20 protein-coding genes and 1 tRNA gene are annotated in these 21169 nt (G+C 70.3%); 12 read left to right on the top strand and 9 right to left on the bottom strand.

Annotated elements, in window-relative coordinates; all coding sequences use genetic code 11:
* The first annotated feature begins 173 nt into the window (after positions 1–173).
* Positions 174–1592 carry a DUF2252 domain-containing protein gene (locus Saso_RS20170; RefSeq protein WP_189927109.1) on the top strand — a complete coding sequence of 473 codons (1419 nt, stop codon included), beginning with the start codon at positions 174–176 and terminating at the stop codon, positions 1590–1592.
* A 55-nt stretch (positions 1593–1647) separates the two neighbouring features.
* Here Saso_RS20170 and Saso_RS20175 read toward each other — a convergent pair whose 3' ends face one another.
* Entirely contained in the window at positions 1648–1902 is a 255-nt protein-coding gene (locus Saso_RS20175) for a hypothetical protein (protein ID WP_189927017.1), read from the bottom strand.
* A gap of 389 nt (positions 1903–2291) precedes the next feature.
* On the opposite strand from Saso_RS20175, the gene Saso_RS20180 reads away from it, so the two are divergent.
* Together Saso_RS20180 and Saso_RS20185 are read left to right on the top strand one after the other, a co-directional pair.
* The gene (locus tag Saso_RS20180; RefSeq protein ID WP_189927016.1) at positions 2292–3467 is read left to right on the top strand and encodes a hypothetical protein; all 1176 of its coding nucleotides are present in this window, start codon (positions 2292–2294) and stop codon (positions 3465–3467) included.
* Positions 3468–3478: 11 nt separating this feature from the next.
* Positions 3479–4321: a class I SAM-dependent methyltransferase gene (locus Saso_RS20185; protein ID WP_189927015.1), complete on the top strand. Its 843-nt coding sequence runs from the start codon at positions 3479–3481 to the stop codon at positions 4319–4321.
* A gap of 218 nt (positions 4322–4539) precedes the next feature.
* Here Saso_RS20185 and Saso_RS20190 read toward each other — a convergent pair.
* The 3 genes from Saso_RS20190 to Saso_RS20200 form a co-directional block, all read right to left on the bottom strand.
* Positions 4540–4613, bottom strand: a tRNA-Pro gene (locus Saso_RS20190).
* 42 nt (positions 4614–4655) lie between these two features.
* Entirely contained in the window at positions 4656–5438 is a 783-nt protein-coding gene (locus tag Saso_RS20195) for a Pr6Pr family membrane protein (RefSeq protein WP_189927014.1), read from the bottom strand.
* A 221-nt stretch (positions 5439–5659) separates the two neighbouring features.
* A complete protein-coding gene (locus Saso_RS20200; protein WP_189927013.1) occupies positions 5660–6586 on the bottom strand; it encodes a metallophosphoesterase in 927 nt (308 codons plus the stop codon).
* Between the two features lie 94 nt (positions 6587–6680).
* Here Saso_RS20200 and Saso_RS20205 point away from each other — a divergent pair, with 94 nt between their 5' ends.
* Complete coding sequence (locus Saso_RS20205; protein WP_189927012.1) at positions 6681–7145, top strand: GatB/YqeY domain-containing protein; 465 nt, start codon at positions 6681–6683, stop codon at positions 7143–7145.
* 292 nt (positions 7146–7437) lie between these two features.
* Here the strand turns inward: Saso_RS20205 and Saso_RS20210 are convergent, their stop codons facing one another.
* Positions 7438–9720 (bottom strand): transglycosylase domain-containing protein, encoded by a 2283-nt coding sequence (locus Saso_RS20210; protein WP_189927011.1) that lies wholly within the window; start codon positions 9718–9720, stop codon positions 7438–7440.
* A gap of 406 nt (positions 9721–10126) precedes the next feature.
* Between Saso_RS20210 and wblA the strand changes: the two genes are divergently transcribed.
* Positions 10127–10465, top strand: a complete 339-nt coding sequence (wblA, locus tag Saso_RS20215) for a transcriptional regulator WblA (RefSeq protein ID WP_189927108.1) — start codon at positions 10127–10129, stop codon at positions 10463–10465.
* A 14-nt stretch (positions 10466–10479) separates the two neighbouring features.
* Here the strand turns inward: wblA and Saso_RS20220 are convergent, their stop codons facing one another.
* A complete protein-coding gene (locus Saso_RS20220) occupies positions 10480–11910 on the bottom strand; it encodes an ArsA family ATPase (RefSeq protein ID WP_189927010.1) in 1431 nt (476 codons plus the stop codon).
* Positions 11907–12884, bottom strand: coding sequence for an ArsA-related P-loop ATPase (locus Saso_RS20225; protein WP_189927009.1), 978 nt, complete (start codon positions 12882–12884; stop codon positions 11907–11909). The genes Saso_RS20220 and Saso_RS20225 overlap by 4 nt, the downstream gene beginning before the upstream one ends.
* A gap of 119 nt (positions 12885–13003) precedes the next feature.
* On the opposite strand from Saso_RS20225, the gene Saso_RS20230 reads away from it, so the two are divergent.
* The 4 genes from Saso_RS20230 to Saso_RS20245 all read left to right on the top strand — a co-directional run bounded on the left by Saso_RS20230 (position 13004) and on the right by Saso_RS20245 (position 16071).
* Positions 13004–13162, top strand: a complete 159-nt coding sequence (locus tag Saso_RS20230; RefSeq protein WP_020129281.1) for a DUF4177 domain-containing protein — start codon at positions 13004–13006, stop codon at positions 13160–13162.
* On the top strand, positions 13159–13623 hold the full coding sequence (locus Saso_RS20235; RefSeq protein WP_189927008.1) for a RidA family protein: 465 nt from the start codon (positions 13159–13161) through the stop codon (positions 13621–13623). The genes Saso_RS20230 and Saso_RS20235 overlap by 4 nt, the downstream gene beginning before the upstream one ends.
* A 305-nt stretch (positions 13624–13928) precedes the next feature.
* A complete protein-coding gene (locus tag Saso_RS20240; protein ID WP_229901489.1) occupies positions 13929–14915 on the top strand; it encodes an NUDIX hydrolase in 987 nt (328 codons plus the stop codon).
* A 325-nt stretch (positions 14916–15240) separates the two neighbouring features.
* Positions 15241–16071, top strand: a complete 831-nt coding sequence (locus Saso_RS20245) for an MBL fold metallo-hydrolase (protein WP_189927007.1) — start codon at positions 15241–15243, stop codon at positions 16069–16071.
* Between the two features lie 12 nt (positions 16072–16083).
* Here the strand turns inward: Saso_RS20245 and Saso_RS20250 are convergent, their stop codons facing one another.
* Together Saso_RS20250 and Saso_RS20255 are read right to left on the bottom strand one after the other, a co-directional pair.
* Positions 16084–16911, bottom strand: coding sequence for a nucleotidyltransferase domain-containing protein (locus Saso_RS20250; protein WP_189927006.1), 828 nt, complete (start codon positions 16909–16911; stop codon positions 16084–16086).
* Between the two features lie 110 nt (positions 16912–17021).
* Positions 17022–17696: a Crp/Fnr family transcriptional regulator gene (locus tag Saso_RS20255; RefSeq protein WP_020129286.1), complete on the bottom strand. Its 675-nt coding sequence runs from the start codon at positions 17694–17696 to the stop codon at positions 17022–17024.
* Positions 17697–18025: 329 nt separating this feature from the next.
* Here Saso_RS20255 and nth point away from each other — a divergent pair, with 329 nt between their 5' ends.
* The 3 genes from nth to Saso_RS20270 all read left to right on the top strand — a co-directional run bounded on the left by nth (position 18026) and on the right by Saso_RS20270 (position 21136).
* A complete protein-coding gene (nth, locus tag Saso_RS20260) occupies positions 18026–18973 on the top strand; it encodes an endonuclease III (protein ID WP_189927005.1) in 948 nt (315 codons plus the stop codon).
* A gap of 145 nt (positions 18974–19118) precedes the next feature.
* Positions 19119–19814 carry an NUDIX hydrolase gene (locus tag Saso_RS20265; protein ID WP_189927004.1) on the top strand — a complete coding sequence of 232 codons (696 nt, stop codon included), beginning with the start codon at positions 19119–19121 and terminating at the stop codon, positions 19812–19814.
* Between the two features lie 122 nt (positions 19815–19936).
* Positions 19937–21136, top strand: coding sequence for a MarP family serine protease (locus tag Saso_RS20270; protein ID WP_189927003.1), 1200 nt, complete (start codon positions 19937–19939; stop codon positions 21134–21136).
* Positions 21137–21169 lie beyond the last annotated feature (33 nt).

Consider the following 21169-nt stretch of genomic DNA (forward strand, 5'->3'; position numbering starts at 1 on the left):
GGCCGGCGGGACGGTGGGCCGGCCGGTGGGCCGGGTCCCGCTCCCGAACGGCGGAACTGCGTTCCGGGGAGATCACCCGAGGCGGGTGAGGCCGACGTGCCGGATCACTGATGCCCTGGAACCGGACTGTCTCTGACGCCCTCACGCGCCCTCACGGAGCCGCTGCCATGACGATGACCCCGAACAACCTGGACGGACACGACGTGCGGCACCGCTCCCCGCAGGAGCGGGCCGCGCTCGGCAAGGCCGCACGGGCCGCCGCGCCCCGCTCCGGTCACGCGGAGTTCGCTCCCGGGCCGGACCGGCCGGATCCCTTGAAGATCATCGAGAAGCAGTCGGCGTCCCGGCTGCACGACCTCGTACCGATCCGCTACGGCAGGATGTCCGAGTCGCCGTTCCGCTTCTACCGGGGCGCCGCCGCCATCATGGCGTCGGACCTCGCGGGCACCCCGACGACGGGACTGCGCACCCAGCTCTGCGGCGACGCGCACATGCTGAACTTCCGGCTGCTGGCCTCACCGGAACGTCGCCTGATGTTCGACATCAACGACTTCGACGAGACCCTGCCGGGCCCCTGGGAGTGGGACGTCAAACGCCTGGCCGCCAGTCTCGTCATCGCGGGCCGGGCCAACGGCTTCAGCACCAAGCAGCGGGCGGCGATCGTACGGGCCACCGTGAAGTCGTACCGCGACAGCATGCGGACCTTCGCCGGGCTCGGCAACCTGGCCGTCTGGTACGCCCAGTTCGACGTCGCCCGGGTACGGGACCGCTTCGGGCCCGACCTGTCCGCACGGGGCCGCGAACGCTGGTCGCAGGCCGTCACCAAGGCGCGCTCGCACGACACCCTCCAGGTCTTCGACAAGCTGACCCACGAAGTCGACGGCAGACGCCGCATCACCCCCGACCCGCCGCTCATCACCCCCCTGGAGGACCTGCTGCCCAACGGCAGGCGCGGCGACCTGGAGAAGGAGATCCGCCGGCTGATCGAGCGCTACGGCCAGACCCTCCCCTCGGACCGGCGCTACCTGCTGGAGCAGTACCGGGTGGCCGACATGGCCCGCAAGGTCGTCGGGGTCGGCAGCGTGGGCACCCGCTGCTGGATCGTGCTCCTGCTCGGCAAGGACGACGAGGACCCGCTGTTCCTCCAGGCCAAGGAGGCCGACGAGTCGGTACTCGCGCCGCACGTCGGGGCGAGCACCTACCGCACCCAGGGCGAACGGGTGGTCGCCGGGCAACGGCTCATGCAGGCCACCAGCGACATCTTCCTCGGCTGGGAACGCGTCGAGGGCATCGACGGCCGGCGCCGGGACTTCTACGTACGTCAACTGCGCGACTGGAAGTGGGTCGCCACGGCGGAGGACATGGTGCCGCGGGGCATGCGGACCTTCGGCGCCCTGTGCGGCGCGACGCTGGCCCGCGCCCACGCGAGGTCCGGCGACCGCATCGCCATCGCCGCCTACCTGGGCGCCGGCGACAGCTTCGACCGCGCGCTGACCACCTTCGCCGAGCAGTACGCCGACCAGAACGAACGCGACCACCAGTCCCTGGTGACGGCGATAGCCAAGGGCAGACTCCCCTCGGAAGCGGCCTGAACGGGCCGGGGCTCAGGGCCGGGGCCGTTGCCGTGGCCGACCGAAGCTGTCACGGCTAGGGAAGGGGGTCACACAGGGCGTGCACCAGCCCCTCCAGGCTGTCGACCTCTTCCTCGGCCGCTTCCAGGGACCTCCGGTCGACGGCGACCACCCGCTCCTGCGCCTCGATCGCCGCGGCGTCCGCATGCGGGTCCGCCCGCAGATGGGCGAGCTTCGTCTCGTCCTCCGTCAGCTCCCTGAGCAGACCGTGCCGCCGCTGCTTCGCCCGCTCGAGCTTGGCCCTGGCCGCCTTGCACTGTTCCGCAGGCATGACTCTCCCATCGCTGCCCCCGCCCCCACCCTCCCGCCCCACCCCCCACCCCGCACCCGCACGTGACCCACCCGTGCACCCGTCCACACGACGCGTCATCACGTCCGACAGCCGGCTCCACCGCGACAGTTTTCTGCCACAGCGGCGGCAAACAGGCCGAAAAGGAACCGCTCCGACGATTCGACCGAACAAAACGATCCCCCGACGAACAAAAGATCACGGGTGGCGCTCATTCCGCTCGGGCGAGAACTGGCCGCACGCGCCGCTTGCCTTGCATGCGGGGAAGCCGCCATCATGAAAATCTCGTCCGAGGGCCTCCCTCATCGCCTCTGCGGCCGGACACTCATCCAGGCACTGACAGCAACGGTTGAAGTGAAACGGAGAGAGGCGTGACCGAGCTCGCTATCGGACTGATAACATCCCTCTTCTCCTTTTCGTGTGGATTACTCTATCAAAAGGCAAGAGCGATGGTCGTCTCGCGCAGGACGAGCGAGGAAGCACGCCGAATCGGCGAAGAACGTCATCCGTCTTTCACGATGAAATGGTTGGTCGAATACTATTTCCGCCGGGATCTCATGCACGAACTGCTTCTCGTCGAGACCGATCAGCGGCGTAATTTCATTCCGTTCCTGACCAAGAACTCGTGGAAAGTGGACGAGGCTGACGAAAGCGGTCTCCTCGACCAGTGCGTCCCGCATCCGCTGTCCGACGCCCCGCTCAAGGAAAACGTCCTGCACCGCAGGGGAAAGTACCTGGAAGGGGTGAGCGGAGGCCCGGAGGAATGGAACGACCTGCTGGCATGCGCGGAGCGCATCGAAGAGACACCGAACGGGCCGCGCATCAAGGTTCACCTGGCGGAGTACTTCCAGTACCTGTCGTCCTGCGGATCTCTGGAGGACGAGACCTACGACGCCATCCGTCGGCCGGGCAGGAAGACGCCCATTCGCGACGAGGCTCTGTCCAGCATCGCGGCCGCCTCCCAGAACCCCTTGGGTGCGCACGGCTTGGGGATGCAGGTGGCCCTCGTGTACGGCGACGCGGCTGAGTACAAGATCCTCGTACAGCGCCGATCGAATTCCGTGGCCCTGTACGGCGGTGCGCTGGCCGTGGTCCCGGTCTTCGGATGCCAGACGCTCGACATCACGGCCCAGACCCACCTCTCCCTCTTCCACAACTTCCTGCGCGAGACGTACGAGGAACTCTACGGCGGGACCGAGGTCGAAAGGAGGGGCCCGCAAGTCGATCCGACATGGTTCTACTCGAAGCCCCCCGTGGCCCGCCTGCTCGACTACCACGCCTCCGGCATTCTCAGCTTCCGCATCCTGGGGTTCGGGATCGATGCGCTCAACGGCGAAGTGAACGTGGCGGCTCTGGCACTGATCACGGACTCCGCGGTGGCGGCGCGTGAAATAAGAGAGATGCGCGTCAACTGGGAGGTGCAACAGATCTCCGCATGGCACCTCTTCGGAGAAGAGCTCGATGTGGGACTCACCCGGGGCGACTTCTCTCCCGGGAGTGCCTACGCAATCGCTCGTGCCAGGGAGTACCTGGCCGGCCGTCGCTGAAGGAGCCAGTCATGCCCGAGCTTGTGGGACCGACGTGCGTACTCTGCGGACGAACCGACCGGGAACGGCTTCACGACCTCCCCTACGGCGTCATCATGCGCTGCCGCGGATGCAACCTCGTGTCGATGCTCGACGAGAAGACGAACCATTTCCCGTCCTGCGCATACGATCAGACGTACTACCGCAAGAAGCCCGGGCATCAGGCCGGCTACAAGGACTACTTCGGCGAAGAGCTGCCGGAGCGGAGAAAACTGGCCGAGGTGTTCGCCGAGGCCCTCGTGGCCACGCCGTCGACCATCGAACGTTCCCTGGACGTGGGATGCGGCGGCGGATACCTGGTCGAAGCGCTGCACCTCCTCGGGGTGCGGGCCTTCGGTGTCGACGGATCGGAGTACGCGATAGGCCGCGCCGCACACCGCACCGAGAACTGCCGGTTCATCTGCGGTGACCTGCGCAGTCCGGAGGTCGTCGAGAACGGCCCGTACGACGTGATCACCATGATGGATTTCCTGGAGCACGTGGAGAATCCCGTCGCCGAGATCTCGGCGGCCTGCTCCCTGCTGGCCGCGAACGGCCGCCTCGTCGTCATGACGCCGCACTACGGCAAACGCCTGTCGAAAGCCCAGGGACGGGACTACGTCCAGTTCAAGCCCGACCACCTGTACCACTTCGACGAGGACACCCTGGTCCGCGTCATGGAGAAGGCAGGTCCAGGAACCGTTGCCGTCAGCGAGGTCATCCCCTGGGTCGAGAGCCGAGGGGCGCGCCCACCGCACGAGTTCCTGCACAAGTACTCCCAGGAGCGAGAGAACGTCCTGGCCGTCTACACGGCACCCCACGACGACACCGCCTGACGGGCGCCCGGCCCAACCGAACCCGACGACCCGCCCACGCAAGCCTCATCCACTCACAGTCGCCGCGCCGACCCACCACGCCCTTCCCGGCAGCCCCAACCAGAACCGAACGCCCCACACCCGGCCGACTCCCCACCGCCTTCCCGCACTTGAACACACAGCAACACCAAAGGGCCCCTACCGATCCGGTAAAGGCCCTCTGGTCTGCTATTCAGCTGTCGGGGTGGCGGGATTTGAACCCACGACCTCTTCGTCCCGAACGAAGCGCGCTGCCAAGCTGCGCTACACCCCGATGTCGCTGCTTGTCCTGCTTGTCGCGGCGACGTCGTTTACTTTAGCCCACTGGTGGCCCGAGACGAAATCCGGTTTTGGCGCGGTGGCTGATCGGGTTCGGGCGGACGTGGTCGAGGGCCACGAGGAGGACCGCGAGGGCGTAGATGGCCAGGCCCAGGAGGAGCGCGTTGGCCAGGGCGTGCTTGTAGCCGGCGGCCTCGGCGTCGAAGAAGGGGTAGAGGTAGCGGCCCGGCGTGCCGGGTGCCACCAGCTGGGCTCGGGCGAGAGAGAACGCCAGGTAGACCACCGGGTAGATCATCCAGGTGGCGGCCCTGCGCAGGTGCATCCGGCACGGAGGCGTCAGCAGCAGCCAGTCCAGGACGGCGGCCGTCGGGATCACGGTGTGGACGAGGTGTCCGGCGACCAGGTGCCAGCCCGTGGGGGCGGTCGCGCCCGTCACCGAGAAGGGGGTGGCCGCGTCCGCCAGGAGCAGGTGGTAGACGAGGCCGGTGGTCGTCACGTAGAGCAGCGCGGCGCCCGTCAGGGCCGCGGGGAGGGGGCGGCGGGCCGTCCACGCGCGGCGGGCGGAGAGCAGCGTCACCAGGGCCAGCACGATGTTGCTCTGGATCGCGAAGTGGCTCAGGACACGCGGGGGGCTGCCGAGCAGCAGGGCGAGCGTGACGCCGCCGGCCGCGGCGCCGGCCAGCAGCAGGCGCAGGACGGCGGCCAGGGGACGGCGTACGGGGGCCACCACCGCCGAGGCGGGGACGGAGGACATCAGGAGCGCGTGGGTCCGCGGGATCGCGGGCAGATCCGGGATGTCCCTGGGTATCGGCGCGGTCATGCCCTCACGCTAGGCAAGGGGTGCAAAACGGGCGATACGGGTGGGCTGTTCGAGGGAACCCGCTCCGCCTCCGCCTGCAATTGCACCTGCACCTGCGTACGCGTGTGTGTACGTGTCCACGCGTACGTGCGTGTGCCGGTGGGGCTCGGGTCGCGGCCCGTGCGCGCCGCCTGCCCGTACGGCCGCCGCGTCGAGGAAATGGCCCCCTGGCCCCTGGCCGACTACTCCTTCGCCACCAGCGTCAGCAGCGTCACCTCGGGCGGGCACGCGAACCTCACCGGGGTGTAGCGGCTCGTTCCGCATCCCGCGGACACGTGCAGGTAGGACGTGAGCCCCTCCGCCGTGTGCGTGGACAGGCCCTTGACCCGGTCGGTGTCCAGGTCGCAGTTGGTGACCAGGGCGCCGTAGAAGGGGATGCAGAGCTGGCCGCCGTGGGTGTGGCCGGCCAGGACCAGGGGGTAGCCGTCCGCCGTGTAGGCGTCGAGGACCCGCAGGTACGGCGCGTGCACCACGCCCATCGAGAAGTCCGACGAGGCCGACGGGCCGCCCGCCACGCGCGCGTACCGGTCGCGCTTGATGTGCGGATCGTCCACGCCGGTCAGCTCGACCGACACGCCCTCGACCTTCAGGACCCCCCGGGTGTTCGTCAGGTTCAGCCAGCCCGCCGCGTCGAACCCGTCGCGCAGGTCCTCCCACGGGTTGTGGACCACACCGACGGCGGGTGGGTTGCCGTTCAGTCCGTGGCGGCCCTGGACCTTCTCGAAGAGGTAGCGGGCCGGGTTGCGCAGTGTGGGGCCGTAGTAGTCGTTCGAGCCGAAGACGTACGCGCCCGGAAACTCCATCAGCGGGCCGAGCGAGTCGAGGACCTCGGGCACGGCCTCCGGGTCGGACAGGTTGTCGCCCGTGTTGATCACGAAGTCGGGGCGCAGACCGGCCAGGGAGCGCAGCCAGCGCTGCTTCTTGCGCTGGCCGCCGACCATGTGGATGTCGGAGACCTGGAGTACGCGCAGGGAGCGCATGCCGGCCGGCAGGACGGGGACCGTCACCCGTCGCAGGCGGAAGGAGCGGGCTTCGAAACCCGCCGCGTACACCAGGCCGGCGGCGCCGGCCGCCGCAATGGACAGTGGTACTCCGTATCGCGCGTGCATACGTCCATCGTGTCAGACGTGTCCAACACCCCTTGCCCCGCCGCCCCTTTAATCGGCGGGCACGCGACCGCCCACACCTGCGACAATCGGACCCATGACCACGCTCAAGTCGAAGCTTCAGGAAGACCTCAACGCCGCCATCAGGGAGCGCGACGAGCTCCGCTCCTCGACGCTCCGGCTCACGCTCACCGCGATCACCAAGGAGGAGGTCGCGGGCAAGGAGAAGCGCGAGCTCTCCGACGACGAGGTCCTCAAGGTGATCACCAAGGAGGCGAAGAAGCGCCGCGAGGCCGCGGACGCCTTCGCCCAGGGCGGTCGGGCCGAGTCGGCCGAGCGGGAGACGGCGGAGGGCGAGCTGCTCGCCACCTACCTGCCCAAGCAGCTCAGCGAGGACGAGCTGAACGAGATCGTCGCCCAGGCCGTCGCCGAGGCGAAGGCGGCCGGTGCGGAGGGTCCGCGGGCGATGGGCGCCGTCATGAAGATCGTCAACCCGAAGGTGGCCGGTCTGGCCGAGGGCGGCCGGGTCGCCGCGGTCGTCAAGAAGCTGCTGGCGGGCTGACGCGCGCGTCTCCGACGGAGGCGACAAGAGGCCACAAGAGACGAGGCGGGACGACGCGAGGCCATGAGATGCGGTGAGCCGGCCCGGCGCCGGCTCCCGCCCCTGCCTCGGTCGGTCTCCGCTTTTCACTTCCCCGCGGCGAACCGCCGCTCCCGATCGAGAACGGCCCCCGCCTCCCCGTGCGGAGAAGTACTACGCGTAGTACTTCCGTGCGGGGAAGCGGGGGCCGTTCGTCATGCTCTGGCTTTCGCCACGGCCTCGGAGGCCGATGGCGTGCGCCCCACCCTCGGCCTCACCCGCGGCCTCCGCCGTTGCCGTTGCCGTTGGTCTGGCCCTGGAAGAACGTGCCGCCGTTGTTCGAGTTGTTGCCGCCGTTCGACGAGCCGCCGTTGGTCAGCAGGCCGGTGAGGAAGCCGCCGTCGTTGCCGCCGTTGTTCCCGTTGCCGTTCCCGTCCCCGTTGTTGCCGTCGTCGTTCTTGTCACCGTCGCCGCGGTCCTTGGAGGGCGGGTTCGGGATGTTGACGAGGTTGAAGGGCGGGGCCTCCTTGCCGGAGAGGGCGCCGGTCATGGCGTCGCGCCAGATCGGGCCCGGGGTGTCGCCGCCGTAGACCTGGGCGTGGTAGACGCCGCCGATGGTGATGTCGGTCATCTCGACCTTCTGGGTGGCGCTGCCGACCCAGACGGCGCCCGCGAGGTTCGGGGTGTAGCCGACGAACCAGGCGTTCTTGCGGGAGTCCGTGGTACCGGTCTTACCGGCGTTCGCCCGGCCGGACAGGCCCGCCTGCTGGCCGGTACCGGAGTCGACCACGCCGCTGAGCAGCGTGTTCACGGTGTCGGCGGTCTTCTCGGACATGGCCCGCGAGCACGTCGACTTGGGCACCTCCAGCGACTTCTGCTGGTCGCCGACCTTCTGGGTGATCGACTCGATGGCGATCGGGGTGCAGTACATGCCGCGCGAGGCGAAGGCGGCGTAGGCGGTGGCCATGGTCAGCGGGGAGATGCCCTTGGAACCGAGGGCGATGGCGGGCACCTCGGGGAGCTTGTCGCCGTTGCCCTGCACGACGTGCAGCGCGTCGGTCATCTTCACCACGGGGCACAGGCCGATGTCGGAGATCATCTGCACGAAGTACGTGTTGACCGAGAGCTCCATGGCCTTCTTCAGCTGGTACGGGCCCTTCTCGGACTCGCTCTCGTTCTCCAGCTTCTCGCCGTTGTTGTTGACCCACGGCTTGTTGTCGCAGGTCTGTACCGGGCTCGGGTACTCCATCTGGTACGGCGACGAGTACTGCTGGTTGACCGGGCGGCCCTCCTCCAGCGCGGCCGCGGCCACGAACGGCTTGAAGGTCGAACCGGTCGGGAAGCCGTAGTTCGAGCCGCCCATGGAGGAGCTGACCGAGTAGTTGTACTCGGTCTCGTTCTTGCCGTAGCCGTAGGGCTTCGACTGGCCCATGCCGAGGATCTTGCCGGTGCCGGGCTCGACGAGCGTGGTGGCCGCGGCGACCTTGTCCGACTTGTAGACGTGGTCCTTGAGCGAGTCCTGGACGGACTTCTGGGCCTGCGGCTGGAGCGTCGTGCGGATGGTCAGACCGCCCCGGTTCCAGATCTTCGCCCGCTCCTCCTTGGTCTTGCCGAAGACCGGGTCGCTGAGGAAGACGCGCTCGACGTACTTGCAGAAGAAGCTGGCGCCCTTGGCGGCGGTGATGCAGCCGTTCTTCGGCTCCTTGACCTTCAGACCCAGCGGGGCCTTCTGCGCGGTGGCCGCCTCGGTCGCGGAGATGTCGCCGACCTCGGCCATCCGCTTCAGGACGGTGTTACGGCGCTCGGTGGCCGCCTGCGGGTGGCTGACCGGGTCGTAGAAGCTGGGCGACTGGACGAGCCCGGCCAGCAGCGCCGCCTGCGGGAGGGCGAGGTCCTTGGCGTGCGTGGAGAAGTAGCGCTGGGACGCCGCCTCGACGCCGTAGGCCTGCTCGCCGAAGAAGGTGATGTTCAGGTAGTTCTCGAGGATCTTCTTCTTGCTGAGCTCTTCCTCGAGCTGGATCGCGTACTTCAGTTCCTTGATCTTGCGGCCGATGGTCTGCTGGGTGGCCTGCGCGACCTTCGTCGGGTCGTCGCCGGCCTCCTCGACCGCGACGTTCTTCACGAGCTGCTGCGTGAGCGTCGAGGCGCCCTGGGAGACCCCGCTGCTCTGCACGTTCTGGTTGAGCGCGCGCAGGACACCCTTGGGATCGACCGCCCCGTGCTCGTAGAAGCGCGAGTCCTCGATGGCGATGATCGCCTTCTGCATGTAGGGCGAGATGTTCTTGAGATCCACCACGGTGCGGTCACGTGAGTACACCGTGGCGATCTGGCCGCCCGCGGCGTCGAGGATCGTGGTGCGCTGACTCAGCGGTGGAGTCTTGAGGTTGGCCGGGAGTTCGTCGAACGACTCCACCGACCCCTTGGCGGCGAGGCCCAGCGCGCCGAAGGCGGGCAGGGCGATACCGGCCAGCAGGGCTCCCGCGAGCACACTGACACCGAGGAACTTGGCGGCCTGCTGCGTTGGCGACAGACCACCGCCCGAGCGCTTCTTTGGCATGAGGGCAGCCTACGTTCTCATTCGCCGGACACGCGTCAATGCCTTGGCCTAAGCTGCTCTCAACTGTCACAGCAGCAGGGCTACGTATCAATACGTCCGACGACCCCGAATCGTTCCGGAGGTTCCCCGATTTTTTGATGGGGGCGTGCCCGAATCCGCCTCGTGTGTCACCCGGCGTCCGTTGTGACTCAACTGAACTGTCCCGTTTGCCGGGATAGTTTTATATGTCGCGGGCTCACTCCCCCGGGTGATCTGCCGCTTACGCATAGTCCGTTCGGGCCATTCAAGATTGGGCCCGAAGGGGGTGTTGCGCTGTGCCCACCTTCCGTAACGTCCTCAACTGGCGGCGGTGAATATGCCGCTGCCGCCGTGGGGGAGCCTCGATTCGGGAGAGGACGGCGCCGGTATGGGCTGGGTTACCGACTGGAGTGCGCAGGCCGCCTGCCGCACTACCGATCCGGATGAACTGTTCGTTCAGGGAGCAGCGCAGAACAGGGCCAAGGCGGTGTGCACCGGATGCCCGGTACGCACCGAATGTCTGGCCGACGCGCTCGACAACCGCGTCGAGTTCGGCGTATGGGGAGGAATGACCGAGCGCGAGCGCCGCGCACTGCTGCGCAGGCGGCCGACCGTGACCTCCTGGCGCCGGCTGCTGGAGACGGCGCGTTCGGAGTACGAGCGGGGGGCGGGCATCCTGCCGCTCGACGACGACCAGATGTACGAGAACTACGCGGCGGTGAGCTGAGGGGACCCCTCGGCTCAGCTGTCGGCAGCCTCGGGCAGCTCCGGCCGGTTGGCCGCGAGCCGGTCCCCGATGTCCCGCAGTCCTGTGAGGTCGTGCACATCGCCGGGCAGCGCGGCCACCTCGGAGACCGCCACCTCGGGGTGCAGCGCCGTGAAGCGGTCCCGCGTGCGCTGCTCGCGGGAGAGCAGGTGCATGCGTTCCGCGTGCAGCCTCAGCAGGCCCGCGGTGAGGTCGTCCACGGTCCGGTCCGCGTCCGTGCCGGACGCCGCGCCTGTGCGCGTGTCGGCGCTCGCTGTCCGGTCCGTGCCGGTGGCCGTGGTCCGATCCGCGCCGGTGGGGGCGCCGAGCTGCGGATCGGTTGCGGGAGATTCTGAACTGCCGTACGTGTCGGGAGAGTTACGAAGTCCAGCTTTCCCGCCGTCCTGATCCACAATGCCGGGCTCTTCAAGATTTTCTGCCGCGTGGGTCCGGGCGAGGTCGAGCTCCTCCGCCGCCGCCAGGGCGCGCTCGGCGGACAGCTGGGCGGCGCCGCTGCCGTGCACCCGGTTGAGCACCAGTCCGGCCAGCGGCATGTCCTCGGCGGCCAGCCGTTCCACGAAGTACGCGGCCTCCCGCAGCGCGTCCCGCTCGGGAGCCGCCACCACGAGGAACGCCGTGCCGGGCGCCTGGAGCAGCTTGTAGGTGGCGTCCGCGCGCGTGCGGAAGCCGCCGAACATCGAGTCCATCGCCGCGACGAACGTCTGCACGTCCTTCAGCAGCTGGCCGCCGAGCAGCTTGCCGAGGGCACCGGTCATCATCGACATCCCGACGTTCAGGAACTTCATGCCCGCGCGTCCGCCGACCTTGGCGGGCGCGAGCAGGACGCGGATCAGCTTGCCGTCCAGGAACGACCCGAGGCGCTTCGGGGCGTCCAGGAAGTCCAGGGCGGAGCGGGACGGCGGGGTGTCGACGACGATCAGGTCCCACTCGTCCCGCGCGCGCAGCTGTCCCAGCTTCTCCATCGCCATGTACTCCTGCGTGCCCGCGAAGCCTGCCGAGAGCGACTGGTAGAACGGGTTGCCCAGGATCGCGTTGGCCCGGTCGGCGTCCGCGTGCGCCTCGACGATCTCGTCGAAGGTGCGCTTCATGTCGAGCATCATCGCGTGCAGCTCGCCGTCGCCCTCGACGCCCTTGACGCGGCGCGGGGTGTTGTCCAGCGAGTCGATGCCCATCGACTGGGCGAGCCGGCGCGCCGGGTCGATGGTGAGGACCACCACCTTGCGGCCCCGCTCGGCCGCCCGGAGTCCCAGTGCCGCGGCCGTGGTGGTCTTGCCGACACCGCCCGAGCCGCAGCACACCACGATGCGGGTCGCCGGGTCGTCGAGCAGCGGATCGATGTCCAGCACGGGCGCGGGGGAGAGACGGTGCCGGGTGCCCTTGCGGTCGTGAGCCTGGTCCTCACTCATGCGATCCCCTGCTTCCGCAGTTCCTTGGAGAGCTGGTACAGGCCCGCGAGGTCCATGCCCTCGGCGAGCAACGGCAGTTCGTGCAGCGGCAGATCGAGCTCGCCGAGGACCGCGCGCTGTTCGTGCTCCAGCGCGTACCGCTCGGCGTACTCCTCGGCCTGTTGAAGGAGCGGATCCACCAGGCGCTCGGCGTGGCCGCCGCGCCGTGCCCCGCCGAGCCCGGCGGCGGACAGCGACCGGGCGACAGAAGAACGACCCACGGTCCGTACGAGTTCCAGCTCGTCCTCGGCCAGCACCTCGGGGCGCACCATGTTGACGATGACCCGCCCCACCGGCAGCTTGGCCGCCCGCAGCTCGGCGATGCCGTCGGCCGTCTCCTGGACGGGCATCTCCTCCAGCAGCGTCACCAGGTGCACGGCCGTCTCCGGCGACTTCAGCACCCTCATGACGGCCTGGGCCTGATTGTGTATCGGGCCGATCCTGGCCAGCCCCGCGACCTCGTCGTTGACGTTCAGGAAGCGGGTGACGCGTCCCGTGGGCGGGGCGTCCATGACGACGTAGTCGTAGACGAAGCGCCCGTTCTTGTCCTTGCGCCGGACCGCCTCGCACGCCTTGCCGGTGAGGAGCACGTCCCGCAGGCCGGGCGCGATGGTGGTGGCGAAGTCGATGGCGCCGAGCTTCTTCAGGGCCCGGCCGGCGCCCCCCAGCTTGTAGAACATCTGGAGGTAGTCCAGAAGGGCCAGTTCGGGATCGATGGCCAGTGCGTACACCTCACCGCCGCCCGAGGCGACGGCGATCTTGCGTTCCTCGTAGGGCAACGCCTCCGTCTCGAAGAGCTGTGCGATGCCCTGTCGGCCCTCCACCTCGACGAGAAGCGTCCGCTTCCCTGCCGTGGCGAGGGCGAGGGCGAGTGCCGCGGCGACCGTCGTCTTACCGGTCCCGCCCTTGCCGCTGACGACCTGGAGCCTGCTCACGTCTTCGAGCGTAACCATTCGGCGCCCGAGGCAATCGGGAGACTGTGGACAACAGGGGGCGGTATCGGCCACATGGCCTGTGGAGGAGGCCCTCCGGCACAGCCGATACAGTCGGCCCCATGACCAAGTGGGAATACGCAACCGTGCCGCTGCTCGTCCATGCCACGAAGCAGATTCTGGACACCTGGGGCGAGGACGGCTGGGAGCTCGTCCAGGTCGTGCCCGGGCCGAACAACCCGGAGCAGCTCGTCGCCTACCTGAAGCGGGCGAAGGCGTGAGCGCGGTCGAGGCGAGGCTCGCCGAGCTGGGTCTGACCCTGCCGTCGGTCGTGCCGCCGCTCGCGGCCTACCAGCCGGCCGTACAGTCCGGCGCGTACGTGTACACGGCCGGTCAGCTGCCCATGGTGGACGGCAAGCTGCCGATCACCGGCAAGGTCGGCGCCGAGGTCACGCCGGAGGAGGCCAAGGAGCTGGCCCGCACCTGCGCGCTGAACGCCCTGGCCGCCGTCAAGTCGGTCACGGGCGATCTCGACCGCATCGCGCGCGTGGTGAAGGTCGTCGGCTTCGTGGCGTCGGCCTCGGACTTCACCGGTCAGCCCGCCGTCCTCAACGGCGCGAGCGAGCTGCTGGGCGAGGTCCTCGGCGACAAGGGCGTGCACGCGCGCAGTGCGGTGGGCGTCGCCGTGCTGCCGCTGGACGCGCCCGTGGAGGTCGAGATCCAGGTGGAACTCGTCCCGTAGGCACGCGGTCCGGGGCGTCCCCGCGGTCTCCGCGCGGACGTCCACGGACACCCGCGTCACCACCCGGGCCCGAGCCGTGCCCCAGCCGTGCCCGAGCCGTGTTCTGGCCGAGGGCGACCGGTGGGCGCCGGCTGACGCCCGTGGACGTCCCGGGCGGCGCTCGCGGGCGCCTTCCGGACGGCGCCGGCCGGCTCCGCGCGGGTTTCCCGCGCGGCCCCCGCGGACAGCCCCGCAAGGTCCCGCGGACGTGCTCTGACCTCGGGGACCTCTCGAACATTCGCGCGCCACGGGATAGCCTCGCGCCCATGGCGAATGGGCAGTGGTTCCCCCAGGACTGGCCGGAACGCATCCGCGCGCTCGCGGACGGCAGCCTCGTCCCGGTCGTCCCCCGACGCGCGGCCACGGTCATGCTCCTGAAGGACACCGGCAGCGGACCGGTCGTCCACATGCTGCGCAGACGCGCCTCCATGGCCTTCGCCGGAGGCGCGTACGCCTATCCCGGCGGCGGTGTCGACCCGCGCGACGACGACCGGCACGTCCGCTGGGCCGGCCCCACGCGCGCGTGGTGGGCCGAGCGGCTCGGCGTCGACGAGACCGCGGCCCAGGCGATCGTCTGCGCGGCCGTGCGCGAGACGTACGAGGAGGCGGGCGTCCTGCTCGCAGGGCCCACGCCCGACTCCGTCGTCGGTGACACCACGGGCCCCGACTGGGAGGCCGACCGGGCCGCGGTGGCCGCCCGAGAGCTGTCCTTCGCCGAGTTCCTGGACCGCCGCGGTCTCGTCCTGCGCTCCGACCTGCTCGGCGCGTGGACCCGCTGGATCACCCCGGAGTTCGAGTCCCGCCGCTACGACACCTGGTTCTTCGTGGCGGCTCTGCCCGAGGGCCAGCGCACCCGCAACGCCTCCACGGAGGCCGACCGCACGGTGTGGATCCGCCCCGCGGACGCGGCGGCCTCGTACGACAAGGGTGAGCTGCTGATGATGCCGCCCACCATCGCCACCCTGCGCCGGCTCGTGCCGTACGCCACGGCCGCCGAGGCGCTCGCCGCCGCCCCCGGGCGCGACCTGACGCCCGTCCTGGCGCAGGCCCGCCTGGAGGACGGCGCGGTGGTGCTGTCCTGGCCGGGCCACGACGAGTTCACCAAGCACATCCCCGTCACGGCCGCCGAAGGCACGCACGCGGCCGAACCGGTCACGGCGACGGACGCGGCCGAGGGGGCCGCCGAGGCGGAGACGCCCGGCAAGGCCGACGCGCCCGGCAGGACAGATGCGGGCGGCGGGGGAGCCGTATGACGGGCACGCGTGCGTGGAGGGACGCGAACGGTCCCCGGCAGCGGCCGCACGAGGCGGCGGTACGGCGCCGGATCCCGCCCGGGACCGCAGCCTCCCGCGCGCATGTCACGTCCCGCGCGCCCCTCACGTCCCGCGGGTCCGTCACGTCCCGCGTGACCGTCGAATCCCGCCCGCCCCTCACATCCCGCGAGCCCGGCGCACTCCGCGAGCCCGGTGCGCCCTGCACTCCCTGCGCGCCCGGCCTGTCCGGCGCGCTTCTCGACCGCCGTGTGCACCGCGACCTCCGTCGTGACAGTCCGCCCAGCCGTACGGAAGGCCCCTTCGCATGACCGACGCAGCCGCTCTCCCCGGCCAGCCGCGAGGCGGAGTCCTCTCCGGCCGGGCCACCGCGCGCGCGGTCAACGTCCTCGCGCCGAACGCGTCCGCGATGACCCTGGACGGCACGAACACCTGGCTGGTCTCCGAGCCCGACTCCGACCTCGCGGTCGTGATCGACCCGGGCCCCCTGGACGAGGGGCACCTGCGGGCGGTCGTCGACACCGCCGAGCGGGCGGGCAAGCGGGTGGCCCTGACGCTGCTCACGCACGGCCACCCCGACCACGCCGAGGGCGCGGTCCGCTTCGCCGGGCTGACCGGCACCAAGGTGCGGGCCCTGGACCCGGCGCTGCGGCTGGGCGACGAGGGCCTGGCCGCCGGGAACGTGATCACCGTGGGCGGTCTGGAGCTGCGGGTCGTCCCGACACCCGGCCACACCGCCGACTCCCTGTGCTTCCACCTCCCGGCCGACCGGGCCGTGCTGACCGGCGACACGATCCTGGGTCGCGGCACGACCGTCGTCGCCCATCCCGACGGGCGTCTGGGCGACTACCTCGACACCCTGCGGCGGTTGAGGTCCCTCACCGTCGACGACGGCGTCCACACGGTCCTGCCGGGCCACGGGCCGGTCCTGGAGGACGCCCAGGGCGCCGTGGAGTTCTACCTCGCCCACCGTGCCCACCGCCTCGCCCAGGTCGAGACGGCCGTCGAGGACGGCTACACCACCCCCGCCGAGGTCGTCGCCCACGTGTACGCGGACGTCGACCGCTCCTTGTGGCCGGCGGCCGAGCTGTCGGTGCGGGCGCAGCTGGAGTACCTGAAGGAGCACGGGCTCATCTAGCGGGCCGCCCGGTCAGGCGTCCTCGGGCCGGCGGGCCTTCACACCGTGCACGCGCGTGTACTCGTCGGCGAGCCAGGGCCCGAGGTCGTCGAGGTACGACGTGAGGACGGCCCGGTCGCCCCTCGGCTCGTACCCGAGGGCGGCCGCCGCGCGCAGTTGCCCGGCGCGGCGCGGGTAGTACGCGCCGAACGCCCCGGCCATCTCGTACAGGTCGCTCGTCCAGCCGTTCCAGCGGGGCATGACGAGGGTGAAAGCGGTGCGCACGAGCCGCCGGGACATGAACCGTACGAGGGGCCGCAGGGCGGCTTCGGAGCCGTCCGCCGACGCGACGCGGTCCTGCCAGCGGGGCAGCACCAGGGCTAGGTCGCCGTTGGTCTCCCGCGCGAGCAGCGTGTCGGGGCGGTAGCGGGGGAGCCGCTCGGCGAGATCCTCGCCGAGCAGCGGTGTGCACAGGCACGCCAGGAACCAGCCCAGGTCGTGCCTCTCCAGCTCGCTCAGCACGCGCGCGTGGCCGACCAGGAGGGTGCCGCTGCCGTCGATCTGCGGGAACAGCCCGTCGAGGGTCTCGTCGAGCGCGCGCGCGTCCGTCCGGTCGGTGTCGGTCGGGTCCTCGCGCAGGACGACCAGGAGGTCCAGATCGCTGCGTCCCACGCGCGCGGTGCCGCGTGGGATCGACCCGTAGAGGTACGCGCTGTGCAGCCGGGCGCCGAAGAGCGCCGGTACGTGCTCGCGGGCGGCCGCGACGACCGGCCGGAAGCCGGGCGCCACGCGCGCGAGGGAGCCTTCGCGGGCGATGTGCCCCCGGGCGTCGAGTCCTCGTGGGGGAAGCGTGGGTGGCATGCGGCCACTGTGCTGCTCCGCGGGCGGTCCGTCAGCTGGTTTTCGAGTGCGGACAGCCCCCGGTGCCGGTCACACCTGACCGGACCTCACCCCCGCCACAGCGGTGGCGCCTAGCGCGACCGCTTGGCCAGCCGCTCCACGTCCAGCAGGATGACCGCGCGTGCCTCCAGGCGCAGCCAGCCGCGCTGGGCGAAGTCCGCCAGCGCCTTGTTCACGGTCTCGCGCGACGCGCCGACGAGCTGGGCCAGCTCCTCCTGCGTCAGATCGTGGACGACGTGGATGCCTTCCTCGGACTGCACGCCGAAGCGGCGCGAGAGGTCGAGGAGGGCGCGGGCCACACGGCCGGGGACGTCCGAGAAGACCAGGTCGGACATGGCGTCGTTGGTCTTGCGCAGCCGCCGGGCGACGGCGCGCAGCAGCGCGGTCGCGACCTCGGGGCGGGCGTTCAGCCAGGGCTGGAGGTCGCCGTGGCCGAGGCCGAGGAGCTTGACCTCGGTGAGAGCGGTGGCGGTCGCCGTGCGCGGGCCCGGGTCGAAGAGCGACAGCTCTCCGATGAGCTCGCTGGGACCCACCACGGCCAGCATGTTCTCCCGGCCGTCCGGAGACGTGCGGTGGAGCTTGACCTTGCCCTCGGTGACGACGTAGAGCCGGTCGCCCGGATCGCCCTCGTGGAAGAGGGAGTCGCCACGGGCCAGGGTCACCTCGCTCATGGAGGCGCGCAGTTCCGCGGCCTGCTCGTCGTCGAGAGCCGCGAAGAGCGGGTTGCGCCGCAGAACGTCGTCCACGAGTTCTCTCCTTGTCGACCTGCTCAGGGGATCTTGCTTCCCCGCTTACCAGGGGACCGTGTTCCCCGTTTTGCCGGACATTCCAAACAGTGTGATCTGTCACAAGGATGCCGCACACATGTCCTGGGGTAAGCGGCAGGGGTCCAATCGGGGGCTGATCTTCAGGGTCCGGGGCGGATGTCGGCGTCGGGCTTTAGGCTGGCCGGGTGTCCAAAACGCCGGTGAGAGCACAGGCCGAGGGGGCTGGGCGGGTGGTTGTACGTCGCGTTTCCGCTGTGGGCGAACAGGACTCCGACGGTGGTAGGAAAACGGCAAAGGTGACAAAAGAGATGCCTGCGAAGAAAGCCGCCGACGGCAACGAAACGACAGCACGCAGGACCGCTGCGAAGAAAGCCCCGGCGAAGAAGGTCCCGGCGAAGAGGGCTCCGGCCAAGAAGGCCGGGGCAGCGCGCGAGACCGCGGACGGGGGCGTCGCGGCGAAGGCCGGCGGCACCGGGGGGAAGCCCGAGTCCCGTACCGCGCTCGTCCGCCGCGCGCGCCGCATCAACCGTGAGCTCGCCGAGGTCTATCCCTACGCCCATCCCGAGCTGGACTTCGAGAACCCCTTCCAACTGGTGGTCGCCACCGTCCTGTCCGCCCAGACCACCGACCTCCGGGTGAACCAGACCACCCCCGCCCTCTTCGCCAAGTACCCCACCCCGGAGGACCTGGCCGCCGCCGATCCCGAGGAGGTCGAGGAGATCCTCCGGCCGACCGGCTTCTTCCGGGCCAAGACCAAGTCGGTGATGGGCCTGTCCAAGGCCCTCGTGGAGGAGTTCGGCGGCGAGGTCCCCGGGCGGCTCGAGGACCTGGTCAAGCTCCCCGGGGTCGGCCGCAAGACCGCGTTCGTGGTGCTCGGGAACGCGTTCGGCAGGCCAGGGATCACCGTGGACACCCACTTCCAGCGGCTCGTACGGCGCTGGAAATGGACCGAGGCCACCGAGCCCGACAAGATCGAGGCGGCCGTCGGCGCGCTCTTCCCCAAGAGCGACTGGACGATGCTCTCGCACCACGTGATCTTCCACGGCCGGCGGATCTGCCACGCCCGCAAGCCGGCCTGCGGCGCCTGCCCGATCGCCCCGATCTGCCCGGCGTACGGCGAGGGCGAGACGGACCCGGAGAAGGCCAAGAAGCTGCTGAAGTACGAGAAGGGCGGCTTCCCCGGGCAGCGGCTCAACCCGCCTCGGTCCTATCTGGACGCGGGCGGCAGGCCGGCCCCGCCGCTGGGGGCCGGATGAGGCAGGGGCCGACCCCGGCCCGGGCCGGACGGGCCGTGCCGGAGCGACGGGGTGTGCGGTCCGGTCACCCGGACGGGGAGCGGTCCGCGGAACGATCGGCGAGGTCCCGGGCGTTGGACGAGGGAGAACGGGGGGTGGTGCGGCGATGACACGCGCGAGCGACACACGGGGCGGTGCGGCGACGCTGAGCAAGGAGGGCCTGCCCGCCTGGCTGGAGCCGGTGGTGCACGCGGTGGAGACGGTCCAGCCGCTCCAGCTCAGCCGCTTCCTGCCCCCGGAGAACGGCGCGGGGCGCCAGTCGGCCGTCCTGATCCTGTTCGGCGAGGGCGAGCGCGGCCCCGAGCTGCTGCTCATGGAGCGGGCGAGCTCCTTGCGTTCCCACGCCGGCCAGCCCTCCTTCCCGGGCGGCGCCCTCGACCCGGAGGACGGCGACCCGCACGGTGACGGGCCGCTGCGGGCCGCGCTGCGCGAGGCCGAGGAGGAGACCGGGCTCGATCCGGCGGGCGTCCAGCTCTTCGGTGTGCTGCCCAAGCTGTACATCCCGGTCAGCGGTTTCGTCGTCACCCCGGTCCTGGGCTGGTGGCGTGAGCCGAGCCCGGTGGGCGTCGTCGATCCCGCCGAGACGGCCCGGGTGTTCACGGTCCCCGTGGCGGATCTCACGAATCCGGACAACCGTGCCATGGCCCTGCACCCCAGCGGCCACAGCGGCCCGGCATTCCTGGTCGAATCGGCCCTTGTGTGGGGGTTCACGGCCGGGGTGATCGACCGGTTGCTGCATTTCGCGGGCTGGGAGCGCCCCTGGGACCGGGACAAGCAGGTCCCGCTCGACTGGCGGTCATGACAGGGTGTCCACCGTGCTGTGTCCGTCCGGGGGCGTCATGTCCCGTCGTCGCTGCTCCGCGGCGGGTCGGGCCCCCGGCCGACCAGTGGTGTGCGTGAAACGATGAGGCGAGGCGCGAAGCGGTGAACGTGCTGGACATCCTGTTGCTGGTCGCGGCCGTCTGGTTCGCGGTCGTCGGCTACCGCCAGGGTTTCGTCGTCGGCATCCTGTCGGTGATCGGCTTCCTGGGGGGCGGCCTCGTCGCCGTCTACCTGCTCCCCGTCGTCTGGGACGCGCTGACCGACAACTCCGAGGTGAGCACCACGGCCGCCGTCGTCGCGGTCATCGTCGTGATCGTCTGCGCCTCGATCGGCCAGGCGCTCACCACCCACCTCGGCAACAAGCTGCGCCGCTACATCACCTGGTCCCCGGCCCGCGCGCTGGACGCCACGGGCGGGGCGCTCGTCAACGTCGTGGCGATGCTGCTGGTGGCGTGGCTGATCGGGTCCGCGCTCGCCGGGACCACCCTGCCGACGCTGGGCAAGGAGGTCCGCAGCTCCCAGGTGCTGCACGGGGTCTCCGACGCGCTGCCCGACCGCGCGGACACCTGGTTCGCCGATTTCTCCTCCGTCCTCGCGCAGAACGGCTTCCCGCAGGTCTTCAGCCCGTTCTCCAACGAGCCGATCACCGACGTCCAGCCGCCGGACCCGGCCCTGGCGAACAGCCCGGTGGCCAAGCGCGCCCAGCGTTCCATCGTCAAGGTGATGGGCACCGCGGAGAGCTGCGGGAAGGTCCTGGAGGGCACCGGCTTCGTCTTCGGCGAGCGCCGGGTCATGACCAACGCGCATGTCGTGGGCGGGGTCGACGAACCGACCGTCCAGATAGGCGGGGTGGGTCGCAAGTACGACGCCACGGTCGTGCTGTACGACTGGAAGCGCGACATCGCCGTCCTGGACGTGCCGGACCTCGACGCGCCCGCGCTCCAGTTCACCCCGAAGGACGCGGTGACCGGGGACGACGCGATCGTCGCGGGGTTCCCGGAGAACGGCTCGTACGACGTGCGTGCCGCGCGGGTCCGGGGCCGCATCAAGGCCAACGGCCCGGACATCTACCACCGCACGACCGTGCGCCGTGACGTGTACTCGCTGTTCACGACGGTCCGTCAGGGCAACTCCGGAGGACCGCTGCTCACCTCCGACGGCAAGGTGTACGGCGTGGTCTTCGCGAAGTCCCTCGACGACGCCGAGACCGGATACGCCCTCACCGCCGACGAGATCCGGCAGGACATCGCCGAAGGGCGCACCGCGGGTCAGCAGGTGGACAGCGACAGCTGCGCCCTCTGAGGGGTCGTCGGGACGAAGGCCCGCCGCCGGTGG

Source organism: Streptomyces asoensis (genome assembly GCF_016860545.1).
Lineage (GTDB): Bacteria > Actinomycetota > Actinomycetes > Streptomycetales > Streptomycetaceae > Streptomyces > Streptomyces asoensis.